Source organism: Kosakonia sp. 1610, from assembly GCF_050435845.1.
Classification (GTDB): Bacteria; Pseudomonadota; Gammaproteobacteria; order Enterobacterales; family Enterobacteriaceae; genus Kosakonia; species Kosakonia cowanii.
Window position 1 is genome coordinate 801564 of record NZ_JBNDKZ010000001.1, and the last position, 17589, is coordinate 819152.

20 protein-coding genes are annotated in these 17589 nt (G+C 55.2%); 12 read left to right on the forward strand and 8 right to left on the reverse strand.

Annotation, left to right across the window (positions count from 1 at the left end):
• Positions 1–38 precede the first annotated feature (38 nt).
• Positions 39–1217: a formate-dependent phosphoribosylglycinamide formyltransferase gene (gene purT, locus ABIC80_RS03845; RefSeq protein WP_429175557.1), complete on the reverse strand. Its 1179-nt coding sequence runs from the start codon at positions 1215–1217 to the stop codon at positions 39–41.
• Between the two features lie 129 nt (positions 1218–1346).
• Between purT and ABIC80_RS03850 the strand changes: the two genes are divergently transcribed.
• From ABIC80_RS03850 to ptrB, 4 genes are all read left to right on the forward strand, one after another.
• Complete coding sequence (locus ABIC80_RS03850) at positions 1347–1685, forward strand: YebG family protein (RefSeq protein WP_023480125.1); 339 nt, start codon at positions 1347–1349, stop codon at positions 1683–1685.
• A 58-nt stretch (positions 1686–1743) separates the two neighbouring features.
• On the forward strand, positions 1744–2094 hold the full coding sequence (gene yebF, locus ABIC80_RS03855; protein ID WP_312278032.1) for a protein YebF: 351 nt from the start codon (positions 1744–1746) through the stop codon (positions 2092–2094).
• A 92-nt stretch (positions 2095–2186) separates the two neighbouring features.
• Entirely contained in the window at positions 2187–2858 is a 672-nt protein-coding gene (locus ABIC80_RS03860; RefSeq protein ID WP_429176473.1) for a tellurite resistance TerB family protein, read from the forward strand.
• A gap of 79 nt (positions 2859–2937) precedes the next feature.
• On the forward strand, positions 2938–4992 hold the full coding sequence (gene ptrB / locus ABIC80_RS03865) for an oligopeptidase B (protein ID WP_200133678.1): 2055 nt from the start codon (positions 2938–2940) through the stop codon (positions 4990–4992).
• On the opposite strand, the gene exoX is transcribed toward ptrB, so the two are convergent.
• Both exoX and ABIC80_RS03875 read right to left on the reverse strand, forming a co-directional pair.
• Entirely contained in the window at positions 4993–5655 is a 663-nt protein-coding gene (exoX, locus tag ABIC80_RS03870; protein ID WP_429175560.1) for an exodeoxyribonuclease X, read from the reverse strand.
• Positions 5656–5666: 11 nt separating this feature from the next.
• Positions 5667–5897, reverse strand: coding sequence for a DNA polymerase III subunit theta (locus ABIC80_RS03875; RefSeq protein WP_042714382.1), 231 nt, complete (start codon positions 5895–5897; stop codon positions 5667–5669).
• Positions 5898–6033: 136 nt separating this feature from the next.
• Between ABIC80_RS03875 and yobA the strand changes: the two genes are divergently transcribed.
• The 6 genes from yobA (at position 6034) to pphA (ending at position 10099) form a co-directional block, all read left to right on the forward strand.
• Positions 6034–6408, forward strand: coding sequence for a CopC domain-containing protein YobA (gene yobA / locus ABIC80_RS03880; RefSeq protein WP_429175561.1), 375 nt, complete (start codon positions 6034–6036; stop codon positions 6406–6408).
• A gap of 1 nt (position 6409) precedes the next feature.
• A complete protein-coding gene (gene copD, locus ABIC80_RS03885) occupies positions 6410–7279 on the forward strand; it encodes a copper homeostasis membrane protein CopD (RefSeq protein ID WP_429175563.1) in 870 nt (289 codons plus the stop codon).
• An 18-nt stretch (positions 7280–7297) separates the two neighbouring features.
• Positions 7298–7642, forward strand: coding sequence for a YebY family protein (locus ABIC80_RS03890; RefSeq protein WP_200133682.1), 345 nt, complete (start codon positions 7298–7300; stop codon positions 7640–7642).
• Between the two features lie 649 nt (positions 7643–8291).
• Positions 8292–8852 (forward strand): peptidoglycan-binding domain-containing protein, encoded by a 561-nt coding sequence (locus ABIC80_RS03895; protein WP_429175565.1) that lies wholly within the window; start codon positions 8292–8294, stop codon positions 8850–8852.
• Position 8853: 1 nt separating this feature from the next.
• Positions 8854–9141 (forward strand): hypothetical protein, encoded by a 288-nt coding sequence (locus ABIC80_RS03900; RefSeq protein WP_312423879.1) that lies wholly within the window; start codon positions 8854–8856, stop codon positions 9139–9141.
• A 313-nt stretch (positions 9142–9454) separates the two neighbouring features.
• Positions 9455–10099, forward strand: coding sequence for a protein-serine/threonine phosphatase (gene pphA / locus ABIC80_RS03905; protein ID WP_429175567.1), 645 nt, complete (start codon positions 9455–9457; stop codon positions 10097–10099).
• On the opposite strand, the gene ABIC80_RS03910 is transcribed toward pphA, so the two are convergent.
• The 5 genes from ABIC80_RS03910 to yebS form a co-directional block, all read right to left on the reverse strand.
• A complete protein-coding gene (locus ABIC80_RS03910; RefSeq protein ID WP_023480173.1) occupies positions 10100–10291 on the reverse strand; it encodes a YebW family protein in 192 nt (63 codons plus the stop codon). It lies immediately after the preceding gene.
• Positions 10292–10396: 105 nt separating this feature from the next.
• A complete protein-coding gene (locus ABIC80_RS03915; RefSeq protein ID WP_023480127.1) occupies positions 10397–10636 on the reverse strand; it encodes a YebV family protein in 240 nt (79 codons plus the stop codon).
• A 114-nt stretch (positions 10637–10750) separates the two neighbouring features.
• On the reverse strand, positions 10751–12190 hold the full coding sequence (gene rsmF / locus ABIC80_RS03920) for a 16S rRNA (cytosine(1407)-C(5))-methyltransferase RsmF (RefSeq protein ID WP_429175570.1): 1440 nt from the start codon (positions 12188–12190) through the stop codon (positions 10751–10753).
• Positions 12191–12266: 76 nt separating this feature from the next.
• Complete coding sequence (locus ABIC80_RS03925) at positions 12267–14900, reverse strand: MlaD family protein (RefSeq protein WP_429175573.1); 2634 nt, start codon at positions 14898–14900, stop codon at positions 12267–12269.
• Positions 14869–16152 (reverse strand): membrane integrity lipid transport subunit YebS, encoded by a 1284-nt coding sequence (gene yebS / locus ABIC80_RS03930; protein ID WP_076770021.1) that lies wholly within the window; start codon positions 16150–16152, stop codon positions 14869–14871. Before yebS ends, ABIC80_RS03925 begins: the two co-directional genes overlap by 32 nt.
• Positions 16153–16283: 131 nt before the next feature.
• Between yebS and ABIC80_RS03935 the strand changes: the two genes are divergently transcribed.
• Together ABIC80_RS03935 and proQ are read left to right on the forward strand one after the other, a co-directional pair.
• The gene (locus ABIC80_RS03935; RefSeq protein ID WP_200580097.1) at positions 16284–16781 is read left to right on the forward strand and encodes a GAF domain-containing protein; all 498 of its coding nucleotides are present in this window, start codon (positions 16284–16286) and stop codon (positions 16779–16781) included.
• Between the two features lie 96 nt (positions 16782–16877).
• Complete coding sequence (gene proQ, locus ABIC80_RS03940; RefSeq protein WP_023480122.1) at positions 16878–17573, forward strand: RNA chaperone ProQ; 696 nt, start codon at positions 16878–16880, stop codon at positions 17571–17573.
• The last annotated feature ends 16 nt before the right edge of the window (positions 17574–17589 follow it).

A 17589-nucleotide genomic window follows, 5' to 3' on the forward strand; every position in this document is an offset into this window, starting at 1 on the left:
AGATAACAAGCCCGGGCGTACTGCGCGCCGGGCTTTTTTTATCCGTTGACCTGCACCGCAGCAACAGCGGCCACGGCGCGCTCGACCGCACTCTCAACATCCTCGGCTATCGCCAGCGCAACGCCCAGACGGCGCGATCCTTCAATCTCCGGTTTACCGAACAAGCGCAGCTGCACGCCTGCGTCAACGGCGAGGTGGAGATTATCAAAGGTGACATTCTGGCTGTGCAGCTGCGGCAAAATCACCGCAGAGGCGGCCGGGCCGTACTGGCGAATCGCGCCAATCGGCAGGCCTAAAAAGGCGCGTACATGCAGGGCAAACTCGGAGAGATCCTGCGAAATCAGCGTCACCATTCCCGTATCGTGCGGGCGCGGGGAGACTTCGCTGAAGATCACCTCATCGCCGCAGACAAAGAGTTCGACGCCGAAAAGACCATGTCCTCCGAGTGCCAGCACCACCTCACGGGCAATCTGTTGAGCGCGCTCAAGCGCTGCGGCCGACATCTGCTGCGGCTGCCAGGACTCACGATAATCACCATCCTCCTGGCGGTGGCCAACCGGTGCGCAGAAGTGAACGCCATCCACCGCGCTGATGGTCAAAAGGGTTATCTCAAAATCAAACTTCACGACGCCTTCGACAATTACGCGACCGGCACCGGCGCGACCACCTTGTTGCGCATAGGCCCACGCGCTGGCCAGCTGGTCGGCAGATTTGATAAAGCTCTGTCCTTTACCCGATGAGCTCATTACTGGCTTCACGATGCAGGGCAGGCCGATTTCGCTCACCGCCTGGCGGAAGCTCTCTTCGCTATCGGCAAAACGGTAGCTCGAAGTGGGAAGCTGCAACTCCTCAGCCGCGAGGCGACGGATCCCTTCGCGGTTCATGGTCAGTTTTGTGGCGCGCGCGCAGGGAACCACACGCTGACCGGCCGCTTCCAGTTCAATCAGCGCATCGGTGGCGATGGCTTCGATCTCCGGCACGATAAAGTGCGGCTTCTCCTCGGCAACCAGCGCTTTTAACGCTTCGCCATCCAGCATGTTAATCACATGGGATCGGTGTGCCACCTGCATCGCGGGCGCGTCAGGATAGCGGTCAACCGCAATCACTTCGATACCGAGCCGCTGACATTCAATAGCCACTTCTTTGCCCAGCTCGCCTGAGCCTAATAACATCACACGCGTGGCTGCCGGACGCAGCGCAGTTCCTAAAAGAGTCATAGCGAAGTACCATTAGAAAAAAAGTGGGCGCAGTATAACGAAAACGTTTGCGTCTGTCTTTTTCACTTGCGGTGGTTTTTTCATCGCGCTATTATACTGTACAAATACACAGTAAAACGAGGCTGCATCATGGCGGTAGAAGTTAAATACGTAGTCATTCGCGAAGGTGAGGAAAAGATGTCTTTTGCCAGCAAAAAGGAAGCCGATGCTTACGACAAAATGCTCGACCTGGCGGAAGTGCTGGGCGACTGGTTAGGCACCGGTCCGGTAGCTCTGGAAGAAGAGACCCGTGAACGCATGGCGATGTGGCTCGCCGAGCAAAAAGATGCGCTCAATGGCATTCTGAAATCCGGCAAACTGCCCGGTACAGAGAGCGAAGAGGGCGCACCCTCGGCAAAAAGTGCTGAAGATGAATCTTCTGACGCGGTCGACATTAAAAGCGCCAGCAAGCGGGCGAAAGTTGCCTGATCTTGCACCGCCGGCAATTTGTACCATGCTTTGAATGGGTATTAACCAGGAGATAAGCATGAAAATAGCAGGGGTAGTAACCGGTCTGTTTTTGCTGGCGGGCAGTATGGCGGCAGATGCCGCCGCACAGAAGGTCGTGAAGTTTCCTTCCTGTGAAGGGCTTAACGCTGAAGGCATCGCCGCCAGCGTTAAGCGCGACTATCTGCAAAACCGTATTGTGCGTTGGGCAGACGATCAGAAAAAAATTGGTCAGGCGGATCCGGTGGTATGGGTTAATCCGCAAGAGGTCACTGGCAAAGGTGATAAGTGGACGGTGCCGCTCACCGTGCGCGGTAAAAGCGCCGATATTCACTACCGCGTGATGGTCGACTGCCCGGCGGGCAGCGCGGCATACAAATCGCAGCCATAGCGCCGAAATTTTCCTGATCTTTCCAGATACAGACACTTCCTGACATCTCCCTCGCTTACTCTTGCCTGACGAAAGCGGTTAAGCGAGGGAAAATCATGAACTGGTTAAATCAATTACAGTCGCTGCTGGGTCAGAAAAGCGGTGCATCGACATCCTCCCCTTCCTCCTCAGAGGGCCAGGGCTTAAATAAGCTGCTGGTGCCGGGAGCACTGGGCGGTCTCGCCGGGCTGCTGGTTGCCAACAAATCATCACGCAAACTGCTCGCCAAATATGGCACTGGCGCCCTGCTGGTCGGCGGCGGGGCGGTTGCCGGTACGGTGTTGTGGAACAAATACAAAGACCGCATTCGCGAAACCCATCAGGATGAGCCGCAGTTTGGTCAGCAGCAGTCGCCGCTGGACGTGCGCACCGAGCGTCTGATTCTGGCGCTGGTCTTTGCGGCGAAAAGCGACGGTCATATTGATGAGCAGGAGCAGGCGGCAATTGAGTCGCAGCTGCGCGAAGCGGGCATCGAAACCCAGGGGCGTGAGCTGGTGACGAAAGCGCTGGAGCAACCCCTCGATCCGGCGCGGCTGGCGCAGGGTGTCAAAAATGAGGAGGAGGCGCTGGAGCTCTACTTCCTCAGCTGTGCGGTTATCGACATCGATCACTTTATGGAGCGCAGCTATCTTAACGCGCTGGGCGATGCGCTGAAGGTGCCTCAGGACGTCCGCGAGGGCATCGAACAGGATCTTCAGCAGCAAAAACGCGCCCTTACATCCTGAGTGCGATAACGTTTCGCTTGCAACGCGCGTTTGTTTTGCCACCCTTATAGGTATGGAAAACAGAAAAAAGATAAGTGCTATGTTGCCGAAAGCAAAACAGATCCCCCACGCCATGACCGTTCATGGCGATACCCGCGTCGATAATTACTACTGGCTGCGGGACGACACGCGCTCTCAGCCAGAGGTGCTTGATTATCTGCATCAGGAGAATGATTACGGGCGGGAAGTGATGGCCTCCCAGCAAGCGCTGCAGGATGACCTGCTGCAGGAGATCATCTCCCGCATTCCGCAGCGCGAAGTCTCCGCGCCCTATATTCGTAACGGCTATCGTTACCGACACATTTATGAGCCGGGCAATGAGTACGCCATCTATCAGCGCCAGTCGGTGCTCAGCTCTGAATGGGACGACTGGATAACTCTTCTCGATGCCAACCAGCGCGCCTCGCACAGCGAGTTCTACACCATGGGCGGCCTCGACATCTCGCCCGACAACACCATTATGGCGCTGGCGGAGGATTTCCTCTCCAGGCGGCAGTATGGTCTGCGCTTTCGCAATCTGGAGACCGGCAACTGGTACCCGGAGGTGCTCGATAACGTCTCGCCGGATTTTGTCTGGGTGAATGACTCCGAGACCGTCTACTACGTGCGTAAACATGCCACCACGCTGCTGCCTTATCAGGTCTGGCGGCATACGGTCGGATCGCCGACGCAGCAGGATGAACTGGTCTACGAAGAGAAAGATGACACCTTTTACGTCGGGCTGAGCAAAACTACCTCGCAGCACTACATCACCATTCACCTTGCCAGCGCCACCACCAGCGAAGTGTTGCTGCTCGATGCTGAACTGCCGGATGCGCAGCCGCTCTGCTTTTTGCCACGGCGCAAAGAGCATGAGTACAGTCTCGATCACTACCAGCACACCTTCTATCTGCGCTCCAACCGCGATGGCAAAAACTTCGGCCTCTATCGCACCAAAGTGCGCGATGAGCGGCGCTGGGAGGCGTTAATTCCCGCCCGCGATCACATTATGCTGGAAGGCTTCACGCTGTTTACCGACTGGCTGGTGGTCGAAGAGCGGCAGCGCGGCCTGACAAGCCTGCGGCAGATCAACCGTAAGACGCGGGAAGTGGTCGGCATTGCTTTTGACGATCCGGCTTACGTCACCTGGCTTGCCTACAATCCCGAGCCGGAAACCTCGCGGCTGCGCTACGGTTACTCCTCAATGACCACGCCGGATACGCTGTTTGAGCTGGATATGGATACCGGCGAGCGGCGCGTACTGAAGCAGACGGAAGTGGCGGGCTTTGACGCCAGCGACTATCGCAGTGAGCATCTTTGGGTGGTGGCACGTGACGGCGTTGAAGTGCCTGTCTCGCTGGTTTACAACCACAACCATTTCCGCAAAGGCGAGAATCCGCTGCTGGTCTACGGCTACGGCTCCTACGGGGCAAGTATCGATGCGGACTTCAGCAGCAGCCGCCTGAGTCTGCTGGATCGCGGTTTTGTCTGCGCGATAGCGCATATTCGCGGCGGCGGCGAGCTGGGTCATGCATGGTACGAAGAGGGGAAATTCCTTAACAAGCAAAACACCTTCAATGACTTTATTGATGTTACCGACAGTTTGCTGGAGCAGGGCTACGGCTCGCCGCAATACTGCTACGCGATGGGCGGTAGCGCGGGCGGCATGCTGATGGGCGCGGTAATCAATATGCGTCCCTCTCTCTACCATGGCGTGATCGCTCAGGTGCCGTTTGTCGATGTGGTCACCACCATGCTTGATGAGTCGATCCCTTTAACGACCGGCGAGTTCGAGGAGTGGGGCAATCCGCAGGATGAGACCTATTACCACTATATGAAGGGCTACAGCCCGTACGACAATATTGGCGCGCACCCCTATCCACATATGCTGGTGACCACCGGGTTGCACGATTCGCAGGTGCAGTACTGGGAGCCGGCAAAATGGGTGGCGAAACTGCGGGAGTATAAAACCGACGATAATCTGCTGCTGCTCTGCACCGATATGGATTCCGGGCACGGCGGTAAATCGGGGCGTTTTAAATCCTACGAAGGGGTGGCGCTGGAGTACGCGTTTCTGATCGCGCTGGCGCAGGGGACACTGCCCGGCAAAGGGTAATTACCCCTCGCCAAGGTAGTGTTTAAGCGTTAAACGCAGTTCCGGGCTCATGCTGTTGAGGTTGTTAAACAGCCAGCGCAGGTAGCCCGGATCGCGGTCAGCGATCTCGGCAACCGGTTTACCGCGGTATTTACCAAAGGTAAAGGTGGTCATCAGCGCCGGGCGTCCGGTGATGGTGGTCATCTGCTCAGCGCTCCAGCCAGAGACCTGCATAATGTCAATCAGCAGGGCGGCGGTGATATAGCAATCATAGAGCGCGCGGTGGTGATGCAGACCTGCTGGCGTCTCTACGCTGAGCTTGCGGGAGTTGTAGAGCGCCATATTGCTGTATTTGATCCCAGGCCATAAACGCCGCGCCAGCTTCATGGTGCAGATCCACTCGCCGGACATCTCTGGCAGCACGCGGCGGTCAAAGCTGGCGTTGTGCGCCACATACCACTCGCTGCCGTGATAATAGGGGACAACCTCTTCGATCCACGGCTGATCCGCCACCATCGCTTCGGTAATGCGGTGGATGGCCATTGCCTGCGGGCTGATGGGACGGTCGGGGCGCACCAGGTGGCTTTGGGGATTAACGATTTGCCCGTCCACCACGTCCACCGAGGCTATCTCGACGATACCGCCCTGCAAATCGCAGGTTTCTGTATCGATAACACGTAACATAGTCGGCTCCATTATTTCATTTTCGGCTCATAGGGGAGGCGAGAGAGCGAGACGGAGGCCAGCCGGTGGGCAATCAGACGTTCACGAAACCAGCCGCGCAGATGTTCGGGCTGTTCGCGCTCAACCGCTTCGGCAATAACCGGCATATTGTAGCGCTCTTTGAAGGCAACGCCTGCGGCGGCCAGATCGACATTCACCTTATCCATCTCTTCTTGTTCGAGCTGCGCAAGATTGGTCATTATGAAATTCTCCTCAGTTCAGGCGGCAAAAGTTACTAAGGCTGTCGCAGAAAGACAAGCGTGGCGGCGATGAGACTCGACTCAACTATTGTACAGGTTTATCCTCTATATCGTATGCATAACAAAAAGGAATGCTTCTATGCTTATCTCCCCGACGCAGCGCTTACGCGCTTTTGCTCTCATGACCACCCTTTTTGTCACCCCGGCAGTGCTGGCGCATGCCCACCTCAAAGGCCAGTATCCGGCTGCGGATGCCGATGTGACGGCAGCACCGCAGGCGCTGACGCTCAACTTTTCAGAAGGGATTGAGCCGGCGTTCAGCGGCATTAAGGTGACAGACGAGCAGCAGAAGGCGATCAAAACCGGGGCGGTTAAGCGTAATGAAAAGGATAAGACCCAGATGATTGTGCCGCTCGAACAGCCTCTGACAGCGGGCAAGTACACCGTTAGCTGGCATGTGGTCTCAGTCGACGGCCATAAAACTCACGGGCAGTACAGCTTTTCTGTGAAGTAACATGCTGTCATCGCTCTTTGTCGGGCTGCGATTTATTCATTTCGCCGCCCTGATGCTGTTATTTGGCAGCGCGCTGTTCAGCGCCTGGCTGGCACCGCGCGATCTGCGCCGGACACTCACCCAACACTTCCTGCCGCTGCAGCGCGTGTGCCTGATCCTTACGGCATTGAGCGCGCTGTTGCTCTATGCGGTGCAGGGCGGGACGATGGCCGGTGGCTGGCCGGAAGTGTGGCAGCCCGCGATCTGGCGTGCGGTTGCCGGTACGCAAGCAGGTTCACTGCTGGGCTGGCAAATCATCCTCGCGCTGCTGACCCTCTTTGCCGGGCTGTTGCAGCCAGCGCAGCAAAGGAAGTTGCTGCTGCTGACGGCGCTGCAGTTTCTGTTGGCGGCGGGGCTTGGTCACGCAGCGATGCGCGAAGGGCTGCCCGGCGTGCTACAACACATCAACCATGGGCTGCACCTGCTGTGCGGGGCGATGTGGCTGGGCGGCCTGCTGCCGGTGCTGTTTTGTATGCAGCTTACGCGTGAGGGGAGCCACCCTGCGGCTATTGGCGCGATGATGCGCTTCTCCCGTTATGGTCACGTAGCGGTGGCAGGCGTTATCCTTACCGGCATGGTTAATGCGGTGTTGATTCAGGGGCTGGGGTGGCCGTGGCAGAGCGCCTGGGGTCGCATGCTGTTGCTCAAATGTGCGCTTGTCGCGCTGATGGTGGCAATCGCGCTTGTGAACCGGTATGTTCTGGTGCCACGCTTGAGCCTGGTCGATAACGGAGCGCGGCAGCGCTTTATAACGTTAACCCGGGCAGAATTGATAATCGGTGCGCTGGTGCTGGCGGCGGTAAGCCTGTTTGCCACCTGGGAGCCTTTTTGAATAAATCTGGTGAAAAGAATGAAAAAGAGTGTGATTGCAGTATTAATGCTGACCAGCTCAGCCGCCGCGCTGGCTGCGCCGCAGGTTATTACCGTCAGCCGTTTCGAGGTTGGCAAAGAGAAATGGGCCTTCAATCGCGAAGAGATAATGTTGACCTGCCGACCGGGCAATGCGTTGTTCGCCATTAACCCGAGTACGCTGGTGCAGTATCCGCTCAATGATATCGCGCAGAAACAGGTCGACAGTGGGAAAAGCACCGGTCAGCCTGTCAGCATCATTCAGGTTGACGATCCAGCACATCCCGGGCAGAAAATGAGCCTCGCCCCCTTTATCGAGCGCGCGAAATCCCTCTGCACGGGCTGATGAAAATCACCTGATTCAGCATAAAAAAACGCAGGTCCGGTTAACACCGCCTGCGTTTTTTTATGATAAACGTGACAATTACCGGATTTTTCTGACCACATTTGTCGCGGACTGGAAAAGCTGGTGTCGTCATCTATTCTTAAGGTGCAAGGCGACTAAGCCTGCATTAATGCCAACTTTTAGCGCACGGCTCTCTCCCAAGAGCCATTTCCCTGGACCGAATACAGGAATCGTATTCGGTCTTTTTTTATCTCTCTGAAATATGGCGTTTAATCCGTGGGTGTCTAGAGGTTTCCTGAAATCTCCTGAAAAGGTCATATTCTGTTTGAACCATAACACAATCAAATAAGTAGGCGTCTTGCTAATTACAATGTATTTATGACCAGGTAAAATCTCAATGCTGTATTAATTGCATGTCTCCAGTCTATTTAACTTGTTGAATATTATTGTGAATTTCTTTTTTGCATATTAAAAGATAATAGAATTACAAGATGCTTCGACAAAGTCTTTTGTACAGTTACTCGTGTAGTGCTTTCATCGGTTTATTATTGTAAATCAAGTTGTTAACTCTAAAACTTGGTCAGCAAAACTTTTTCTTCCATAGCGATTAGAGTATTCTTCTGTCACGTGTCAAATTAAGGAGAATAAAATGAAGGAGTTAAGTGGCGCAGCTTGGGTGAATAAGTTTGAAGGTAGCACCTCGACTCAAACATTAAGCTACCCCTTTCGTACAAATGTTGAGCAGTTTTTGGCGGCGCTTAATGACGCTGGAGCAAGGGTAACGATAGCAGCTACTCTTCGACCGCCTGAAAGAGCTTACCTTATGCACTGGTGCTGGAAAATAAGCCGAGGATTAGTTCGCGCTGCTGACGTGCCAGCGATGGACGGCGTAGAAATTGAATGGGACCATGGAAACGATGCAAAGAGTCTGCGTGAAGCCAATGCAATGGTAGCAGCTTATGGTATGACAGGATTGAACGTTGCTCCGGCATTACGTAGCCGACATACGGAGGGCAGCGCGATAGATATGAATATTTCGTGGACGGGCGATCTGCACATCACTGACAAAAATAATAATGAAGTCATAATTAGAACGCCTCCAAGAGATGGAATGAATACAGAACTTCATCAAATAGGCCGTAGTTATGATCTCATTAAATTTCATGGTGGTGCCAGGGATAAACCTCATTGGTCAACGGACGGGAGATAAGATGAAAAAATCTATGGTAGCGGGAATATTGGTGTTACTCACAGTAAGTTGTACTTCTGCGCAGGCTGATGATATGCAGGCAGATATCAAAGCGTTTCAGGCCAATGCTGAAAACTGTCAATATCTTGCCGGTGAGTGGGACAGCTCATTATCTAAGAGCCGACAAAAAGAGATTGAAGTCGAAGTGGATAAATACTGCAACCTTGCGCGTAAGCAGCAAGAGCAGCTTAAAAAGAAATACAAAACTAGCAAGCAAGTGGAAGAGGTAATCTCGCAGTACGATCTTTAATGACAGCACCTTATCGTTTTCCATTACTGTAACCTCTGGCGACAATCATAGTTCACGATGTCGCCAGAGGTTACAGTTCCTTCCTTCAACAGATTTCTTAAAACCCTTCTCTGTTTTTATTATGAGTATGCAGTTCAAAGGACGACGGCCTTCCACTGCACGTTATGTTCGAACATTCTCATGACTCGTTACTACTGTCATCTTGTTTAATCCTGCAGATGACAATTTCTTTTTTCATAACGCTCCTCTCAAAACATTCATTCGTTCAGGGGATTGCGTTGCCTGTTTTCTATACTGAAAAGAGGGGGAAATTATGTATCAACGTATCGACGGCGCACAGTGGCGGCATATCTGGCTGGTGGGCGATCTGCACGGCTGCTATCAACGCTTAATGCAGGCGCTGCGGGAGCGTCACTTCGACCCTTATGAGGATCTGCTGATCTGCGTCGGCGACCTGATTGATCGCGGCCCGCAGAGTTTGCAGTGCCTGGCGCTGCTTAATCAGCGCTGGTTTATCACCGTGCGCGGCAACCATGAGCAGATGGCTATTGACGCTCTGCGGGAAAACAACCGCGCGCTGTGGCAGATGAACGGCGGCGGCTGGTTTGCAAAGCTTAATGAAGAGGAGCAAAAGCGGGCGCTTGATGCCCTGCACAAATGTGCGCAGTTGCCCTATATCCTTGAGCTTCAGACACCCGACAGGCTGAATATTATTGCCCACGCTGATTACCCGACGAGTGAGTATGGCTGGCAAAAAGAGGTGGATAGCGAGTCGGTGCTGTGGCGGCGGGAGCGGCTTAACCAGCTTCTGTGCGGGAAAGGGGAGCGCATTGCAGGCGCGGACGACTTCTGGTTTGGGCATACGCCGCTGAAAGCGCGCTTCGATGCCCATAATCAGCACTATATCGACACCGGCGCGGTGTTCGGCGGTGAGTTAACGCTGGTTCAACTGCAGTAGTTAAAAATCGCTATAGTCGCGCGCCGGGTGCCAAAAGCCATCGATAAAATCTTCTACGGGAAAACAACCGCCGTGACGCATACGCTGATCGTCCATCGCAGCCAGGCACTGTTGCTCACTATTAAAGACATCAACCACGATGTCGTCACATCCACCGTCCAGGTAGCAAACAAATAAGACCAGCGCGAACATTCCATCCTCGGTTCTGTACAACGTAACGATAAGTGTAGGGGATGAATGGGGGCAGGGGAAATCAGGCAGGTAAATAACCCGTCTCACGGACGGGTTCCCATCGGATCAGGCAAGACGCATGATCCAGGTATCAGATTGCTCGTCGTAATGTTCGCGATAAAGGACTGAATGCTCGCCGTTAAGGATCGCAGGAATGCTGGTTTCCGCGTCCCAGGCATCAAGCTGCATACATAAATCAGGGTCTGAACTGCATGGAATATGCAGTTTGCGCTCACCCTGACTCTCTCCCTGCAACTCGGCATCATCGATTTCGAATGCGCCAATGCGCACGCTGGTTTTCGTCATAATGCTCTCCGTCGATCGTTAAAATGTGGTACGACCAGTAAAGCCGCCCACATCTCAGCCTGGTACAACAGCCGGAAAGTCGCCAGTCAAAAAATGCGTTTTTTATGCGCTGCGTCACACCTTGTGGGCGAAAAGCTGACCGTCGCGCACCAGCTCGCGCGGGTAGCTGTTTTTCAGGCGTGAACCCACTTTTTTCGCAAGCCCCAGCGCCTGACCCTGGAAGGTCACAATCGCTTCATCCCCGGCTGGCAAGGCCTGCGGGTAGATATCACGGCCGCGATACCACGCTTCGGCTTCCTCTTCAGTCAGCTCAAAAGCCAGGGGATTGTTATCACCTGCCAGCGCGATCACCGCTTCATGCTGCCAGCGATAGCCCTTGTTATGGGTCTCCGCGAGACGCATGCCGAGGCGGGAAAAACGGACTTTTCCGATCAGCGCTTCGATGGCTGTGGGGAATAACCAGATCTCTTTATCACGCTGCCACAGACGCAGAGAATCGCCCCAGCGTAAGCCGACCTCAGCCGCTGCGGCGGTGACGGCAGCGCTTTCGCGCGGCTTAAGTGGCGCAAACGGAAATTGACCCACTTTGTAGGTCGGGGCCGGCAAGCGCTCTACCGCTGCGGTTTTACGCAGGCGGGCGACGAAGAACCCTTCGCAGTCAAAAATTTGCGGAAAAACGTGCAGAAAACCCTCGGCCGTCAGCGCCTGCTCTGCGCCCTCGAACAGCTTGCCGAGTGGTTCGAACTCAACGGCATCAGGATATTGCTGCGCTAACCAGTGGCAGACGGCTTCGTTTTCGTCGCGGTTCAGCGTGCAGGTAGAGTAGACCAGCACGCCGCCAGGGCGCAGGGCATGAAAGGCGCTGTCGATAAGCTCGCGCTGGGTAGCGGCAATCTCCAGATTGCTGGCGTGGGACCAGTTTTTCAGCGCATCGGCATCTTTACGTACCACCCCTTCGCCGGAGCAGGGAGCATCCAGCAGAATGGCGTCAAACATCTCGGGTAACGCAGCGCCAAACACGCGGCCATCGAAATGGGTTAACGCCACATTCTGGATGCCACAACGGCTGATATTCGCATGCAGCACTTTTACCCGGCTGGCAGAGAACTCATTTGCAAGGATGGCGCCCTGATTCCCCATGCGTGCGGCAATCTGCGTGGTTTTCGACCCCGGTGCGGCCGCGACATCCATCACGCGCAGCGGCATCGTTTCCCCGGCAAACAGCGCGGCAACCGGCAGCATTGAGCTTGCTTCCTGGATGTAGAACAGGCCGCTCAGATGCTCCGCCGTACTGCCTAAAGGCAGGCTCTCCTCCTCGTCGCGCTCGATCCAGAAACCCTCCGCGCACCACGGCACAGGCTTTAACTGCCAGCCATAGGGTGCGACCAGCGAGAGGAAGCCATCGACGGAAATTTTCAGCGTATTGACGCGAATACTGCGGCGCAGCGGGCGCTGGCAGGCGGCAATAAACTCATCAAAATCGAGATGCTCAGGCATTGCCAGGCGCATCTGGGCGAGAAATTCTTCAGGAAGGTAAACAGCGTTTTGAGCCACGGGGCGCCCCAGAAGGAAAAAAGAGGCGCGCAGTGTAGCATAAAGGCTCCAGCGCGGGCACGCCGGAGCACTCAGCTTAACGTGGTAGCGCGGTTCCCCACTGCCGCCACTCTTTTGGTTCGCTCTCCAGCAGCAGGAAGTGTTTGCCCGGCTGCGCTTTCGGTGCCAGCGGCGTTTCCGGTGGCGTCGCGAAGGCGATCCCGCCGCGAATAAACTGGTTAAAGGTACCGGTTTTCACCACCCCGCCGGTCAGGCCAAAGTCCAGCGTATAACCGGAGGCTAACCAGAAAACCGAGTTGTTGCGTACCAGATGCTGGTAACGCTTACTGACGCGCATGGCGATCATCACACGGTCGGAGAGGGTACCCAGTGCAAGGCCGGTCACTGTCCCCACTTCAATACCGCGGAACAGCACCGGTGTGCCGATATTCATTGAACCCACTTCCGGCGCTTCGACCACAATGTTCAGCCCATCAAGGTAACGGGAATCAGTAATTGTCGCTTCGGCGAGTTCGAAATCGCGGCGCGCATCGCCATGCCCCGGCTCAACGTTGATATAGGGCTGCAGGATAGTGTCAAGATGCTCAACACCACCGGCGGAGATCTGCGGCGTGATCACCGAGAAGCGCGATCCGGCGCGGGCGAAGTTGCGCACATATTCCGGGTAGAGCACGGCGCTGGCCTGCACTTCGTTTTTATCCGTCAGCAGGCGAAGCTCCTGCACCTGGCCGATATCAATGCCGAGGTAGCGAATCGGCATCCCTTCTGCCAGCTTGCCGGCGTCGAAAGCATGCAGGGTGATCTGGCCGCCGACGGCGCGAGCCTCGGTTTCCGAGGCGTAAAGAATACGCTTATCGCCTTTGCGCAAGCGGGCACCCGCACCGCTGCGGTTGTCGAAGCTAATGGCGCCCTTAATTGCGCGTGAAAGCGGTGAAGCCTGCACGGTTAATCCGCTGCCGTTAAGCTGCACCTTCGCGCCGCCCTCCGCCCAGAAGACGCTGTCGGCGGTGAGCAGGTTGCGATACTCCGGTTTGATATGCAGATCGATATCAAAGGCATTGGCGCGCGGACGCACGGTGATCACTTCACCCACCTCAAATTTACGATAGAGCACCACCGATCCCGCCTGCACATCCGGCAGCGTATCCGCCGTCAGCGTCAGGGTGGTGGTAGGCAAATCGCTAAGGCTGTTCTCCAGCGCTTTATCAAGGTTGGCGAAGAGCGGGTAGGTGGGTTTCATCTCCCCTTTATCACCCGGAAGAATGCGGATGCCGCCGCTGATCCACTCACTGGCGCTGGCAGCAAGGAACTCAACGCCATCCAGCCCCAGTTTCACATCCACACGGCTGTTGACCACAAACTTGCTGTCACCATGCACCAGATCGCGATATTGCGGATCGATGGCCACGGCAAACGAGACGCCTTTGTTGGTCAGCTTACGCTCCAGCACCTGGCCGACCTGCACACCGTGCAACACCAGCGGCTGCCCGGCATCGATGCCATAACTCTCCGGTGCGGTGAGCGTCAGGGTGATGACGCCCGGCTCCTGCAGCAGGTTTTTTTCCGCGGGCAGCACAACGAATTGATCGCGCGGCTGACCTTCGCCGGGAATCAGCTCCAGCGTGCTGCCGGTCAGCAGGGAGCTGAGATTGGTATTGCTCAGGGAGACTTTCGGGTTGCGCATCTCAATGCGCGTATTATCACGCAGCAGATTGACCACGCCGGGATCGACGGTCAGCTCACCGGTTACTTTGCCGCCAGGATTAAGGGTGATGTCCGTCAGTTCACCCACTTCCAGCCCCTGATACATCAGCGGCGTTGAGCCGGCTTTCAGCCCCTGGCCGCTCGGCAGATCGAGCTTGATGAGCACGCCGCGCTGGCTGTGAGCCAGATCTTTGTATAGCCCAAATTCATCATCGGCTGCTGCGGGTGCCGAGTTATCCGGCGAGTCGAAGGCGATAGCGCCATTAACCAGTGCCGCCAGGCTCTCCAGCTCCACTTTCGCGCCGCTAAGACCGACGTCTGCTTTCATACCGGAGATGTTCCAGAAGCGGCTGCCTTTTTTCACCAGATTGGTAAAGCGGCGCTCAATCAGCACATCCACCGTGACGCCCTGTTTATTTTTGTTGATGGCGTAGTCATATACGCGACCAACCGGGATCTTGCGGAAATAGACCAGCGAGCCGCTGTTGAGCGAACCGAGATCCGGCGCGTGCAGATGAATCATCAAGTCGCCGTTATTGAGGCGGTATTTCGGCTGCGTGTCGAGGGCGGTGAAGTGATCCTGCGGTTCACCTTTGCCTGGCATCATACCGATGTAGTTACCGCCGACCAGCGCATCCAGCCCCGAAACGCCCGCCAGCGATGCTTTCGGCGTCACCAGCCAGAACTGCGTCTCGTTGCGTAGCGCATCTTTCATATCGGCTTTGATGCTGGCGCGGACCTGAATCTTCTTCAGATCGTCGCTCAGGCTAATATCCTGCACCGTACCGACTTCCACCCCCTGATAGCGGATGGGCGTGCGCCCGGCGACGATGCCGTCAGCGGACATAAAGTCGATGGTGATGGTGTTGGCGCGATCTTCATAGCTACTCCAGACCAGCCACCCGGCAATCAGCAAAGCGATCACCGGCAGCAACCAGAACGGTGAAATGCGTCGTTTTGTTTTAATGCGCGCTTCAGTCGGCGAAGCGTGGTTTTCCTGACTCATGTGCATCCCAAAGTAAGCGGCTGTCCAGCCATTCCACAGCAAGAATAGTCAAAATAACCGCCGCGCCGAAATAAAACGCAGCGGGTCCCATAGTAAAGGCGAGCAATTGGTCGCGATTGATCAGTGACATTGTCAGCGAGATGACAAACAGATCGAGCATCGACCAGCGCCCAATCCAGGTCACAAAGCGCAGAAGAAGGATGCGAGTGCGTAGCCCCTGTTCAAATTTGAAATGGATACTGACCAGCAAGGTAAACAGTACGATTACCTTGGTAAACGGCACCAGAATACTGGCGATAAAGACGATACCCGCCACGGCGATATTGCTGTTACCCAGCGAAATAATGCCCGACATAATGGTATCTGCCTGCCGCGAACCGTTGAGGTAGACCACCGAGATCGGCAGCAGGTTAGCGGGCAGCAGAAAAATCATCGAGGCAATCAGCGCCGCCCAGCACTTCTGCAGGCTGTGTCGACGGCGATAACGCAGCGGAATATGGCAACGCGGGCATCTGCCGCGTGCATCAGGTAAGCCGGTAAAGTGGCAGCCGAGGCAGGCGCGCAGCTGCGGATCGGGGCGCTTAGCCGGACGCTGCGGATAAAAACGCTCCCACAACTGCTCAACGTTCAGATGGATAAGCGTCATCACGCTGAGAATGGTTAACGCCACAAAAGCGACAAGCCCGACACCCGGCTGCAGGTAAGCGTAATCCTGCACTTTTATCGAGGCGACGCCAATCCCGACCAGATAGATATCGAGCATCACCCACTCTTTCAGACGCTCAAGCATCAGCAACACCGGGCGCAGATTCATCCCGAGGCGGTTGCCGAACCATAAATAGGCGATTGCACTGACCAGCACCAGCGGCGCGCCAACGGTACAGAAGAGCACCATCGCACCGGTAAGTGCATCGCCCTGGGCGGTCATTTGCCATATCCCCTGCAACAGGTTGGCGTCAATACGCACACCCAGCAGGTAAAAGTGGAGCAGCGGTTCGCCCCAGGCAAAAGGCATCAGCATCAGCATTGTTACCGCCATGGCGGCGAGACGGGTTAATGACCAGTCGCGTCCATCGCGGATCTTGGCATCGCAGCAGGGACAAAATGCACTTTGGTGCGATTTCATAACCGGTAACGCAAAAAGCGTATCGCATTGCGGGCAGCGCTGATAATGTGCCCGTGGCAAAGCTTCGCCGACATGATGGATCGCAATTTTTTTGTTAAGCGAAATGTGTTGTATCTTTAGTGCCATCGGCCGGATCAGAAAAGGATTAGATGCATCTATATTAACTCATGATGAGAACATCTTGAGCATCAACGCATTTAATGCTTATTTTATTAGGCTTAGCCGTTTACTCAGTAAGACACCAAAGTGGTTGGATAATGAACAAAGCAGAGTTTTACGCGGACTTAAACCGCGATTTTCAGGCATTAATGGCAGGTGAAACCAGTTTTTTAGCGACGTTGTCTAATACCAGCGCGCTGCTGTTTGAACGTCTGGATGGGGTCAACTGGGCCGGTTTTTATTTACTGGAAGGCGACACGCTGGTGTTAGGGCCGTTCCAGGGCAAAATCGCCTGCGTCCGCATTCCTGTCGGGCGCGGTGTCTGTGGTAGCGCGGTCGCGCAAAACCGTGTGCAGCGGGTTGAAGACGTTCATCAATTTGACGGACATATCGCCTGCGATGCGGCCAGCAACTCTGAAATTGTGCTGCCGATCACAGTAAGTGGTCAGATCATTGGCGTGCTGGACATCGATAGCGTCGAATTTTCGCGCTTTAGCGACGAGGATGAAAAGGGCCTGCGCGAGCTGGTTTCTCATCTGGAACAGTGCCTTGCGGCAACCGATTATCAAAAATTCTTTGCGACTGTCGCAGGATAATCAACGGATAACGTAGCATTTACTGTTAGCGTCATTATAATGACGCCTGTTCATGCCTGCGCTTGTTGGCAACGTCCGTTGTAATCAGGAAATTTCATGGAAAATCAACCTAAGTTGAATAGCAGTAAAGAAGTGATCGCTTTTTTGGCCGAACGTTTCCCTCACTGTTTCAGTGCTGAAGGCGAGGCACGCCCCCTGAAAATCGGTATCTTTCAGGATTTAGTGGCGCGTGTTGAGGGTGAGATGAATCTCAGTAAAACCCAGCTTCGTTCCGCTTTACGTCTTTATACTTCGAGCTGGCGTTACCTGTACGGTATCAAAGCTGGCGCGACGCGTGTCGATCTGGACGGCAACGCCTGTGGCGTGCTGGATGAGCAACACGTTGAGCATGCCCGCAAGCAGCTTGAAGAAGCGAAAGCGCGTGTTCAGGCGCAACGCGCTGAGCAACAAGCCAAAAAACGTGAAGCTGCCGCTGCTGCTGGTCAGGAAGACGCACCGCGTCGTGAGCGCAAACCTCGTCCGGCTCCGCGCCGTAAAGAGGGCGCAGAACAACGCAAGCCTCGCGCCGATAAGCCGGCGGCTAAACCGCAGCGCGAACGCGCACCGCAGCAGGAAGAGCGCCATACGCCAGTTTCTGATATCTCCGTGCTGAGCGTGGGTCAGGACCTGAAAGTGAAAGCGGGCAATAACGCGATGAGCGCAACCGTGCTTGAAATCACCAAAGACGGCGTTCGCGTACAGCTTAGCTCGGGTATGTCGATGATTGTACGCGCAGAACATCTCTTGTTCTGAAACGGAGGCCTGGCCT

What these genes read in the sequence shown, in the direction of transcription:
- purT (WP_429175557.1), bottom strand. Translation starts at nt 1,217, where the DNA reads ATGACTCTTTTAGGAACTGCGCTGCGTCCGGCAGCCACGCGTGTGATG.
- ABIC80_RS03850 (WP_023480125.1), top strand. Translation starts at nt 1,347, where the DNA reads ATGGCGGTAGAAGTTAAATACGTAGTCATTCGCGAAGGTGAGGAAAAG.
- yebF (WP_312278032.1), top strand. Translation starts at nt 1,744, where the DNA reads ATGAAAATAGCAGGGGTAGTAACCGGTCTGTTTTTGCTGGCGGGCAGT.
- ptrB (WP_200133678.1), top strand. Translation starts at nt 2,938, where the DNA reads ATGTTGCCGAAAGCAAAACAGATCCCCCACGCCATGACCGTTCATGGC.
- exoX (WP_429175560.1), bottom strand. Translation starts at nt 5,655, where the DNA reads ATGTTACGTGTTATCGATACAGAAACCTGCGATTTGCAGGGCGGTATC.
- yobA (WP_429175561.1), top strand. Translation starts at nt 6,034, where the DNA reads ATGCTTATCTCCCCGACGCAGCGCTTACGCGCTTTTGCTCTCATGACC.
- copD (WP_429175563.1), top strand. Translation starts at nt 6,410, where the DNA reads ATGCTGTCATCGCTCTTTGTCGGGCTGCGATTTATTCATTTCGCCGCC.
- ABIC80_RS03890 (WP_200133682.1), top strand. Translation starts at nt 7,298, where the DNA reads ATGAAAAAGAGTGTGATTGCAGTATTAATGCTGACCAGCTCAGCCGCC.
- ABIC80_RS03895 (WP_429175565.1), top strand. Translation starts at nt 8,292, where the DNA reads ATGAAGGAGTTAAGTGGCGCAGCTTGGGTGAATAAGTTTGAAGGTAGC.
- ABIC80_RS03900 (WP_312423879.1), top strand. Translation starts at nt 8,854, where the DNA reads ATGAAAAAATCTATGGTAGCGGGAATATTGGTGTTACTCACAGTAAGT.
- pphA (WP_429175567.1), top strand. Translation starts at nt 9,455, where the DNA reads ATGTATCAACGTATCGACGGCGCACAGTGGCGGCATATCTGGCTGGTG.
- ABIC80_RS03910 (WP_023480173.1), bottom strand. Translation starts at nt 10,291, where the DNA reads ATGTTCGCGCTGGTCTTATTTGTTTGCTACCTGGACGGTGGATGTGAC.
- ABIC80_RS03915 (WP_023480127.1), bottom strand. Translation starts at nt 10,636, where the DNA reads ATGACGAAAACCAGCGTGCGCATTGGCGCATTCGAAATCGATGATGCC.
- ABIC80_RS03925 (WP_429175573.1), bottom strand. Translation starts at nt 14,900, where the DNA reads ATGAGTCAGGAAAACCACGCTTCGCCGACTGAAGCGCGCATTAAAACA.
- yebS (WP_076770021.1), bottom strand. Translation starts at nt 16,152, where the DNA reads ATGGCACTAAAGATACAACACATTTCGCTTAACAAAAAAATTGCGATC.
- ABIC80_RS03935 (WP_200580097.1), top strand. Translation starts at nt 16,284, where the DNA reads ATGAACAAAGCAGAGTTTTACGCGGACTTAAACCGCGATTTTCAGGCA.
- proQ (WP_023480122.1), top strand. Translation starts at nt 16,878, where the DNA reads ATGGAAAATCAACCTAAGTTGAATAGCAGTAAAGAAGTGATCGCTTTT.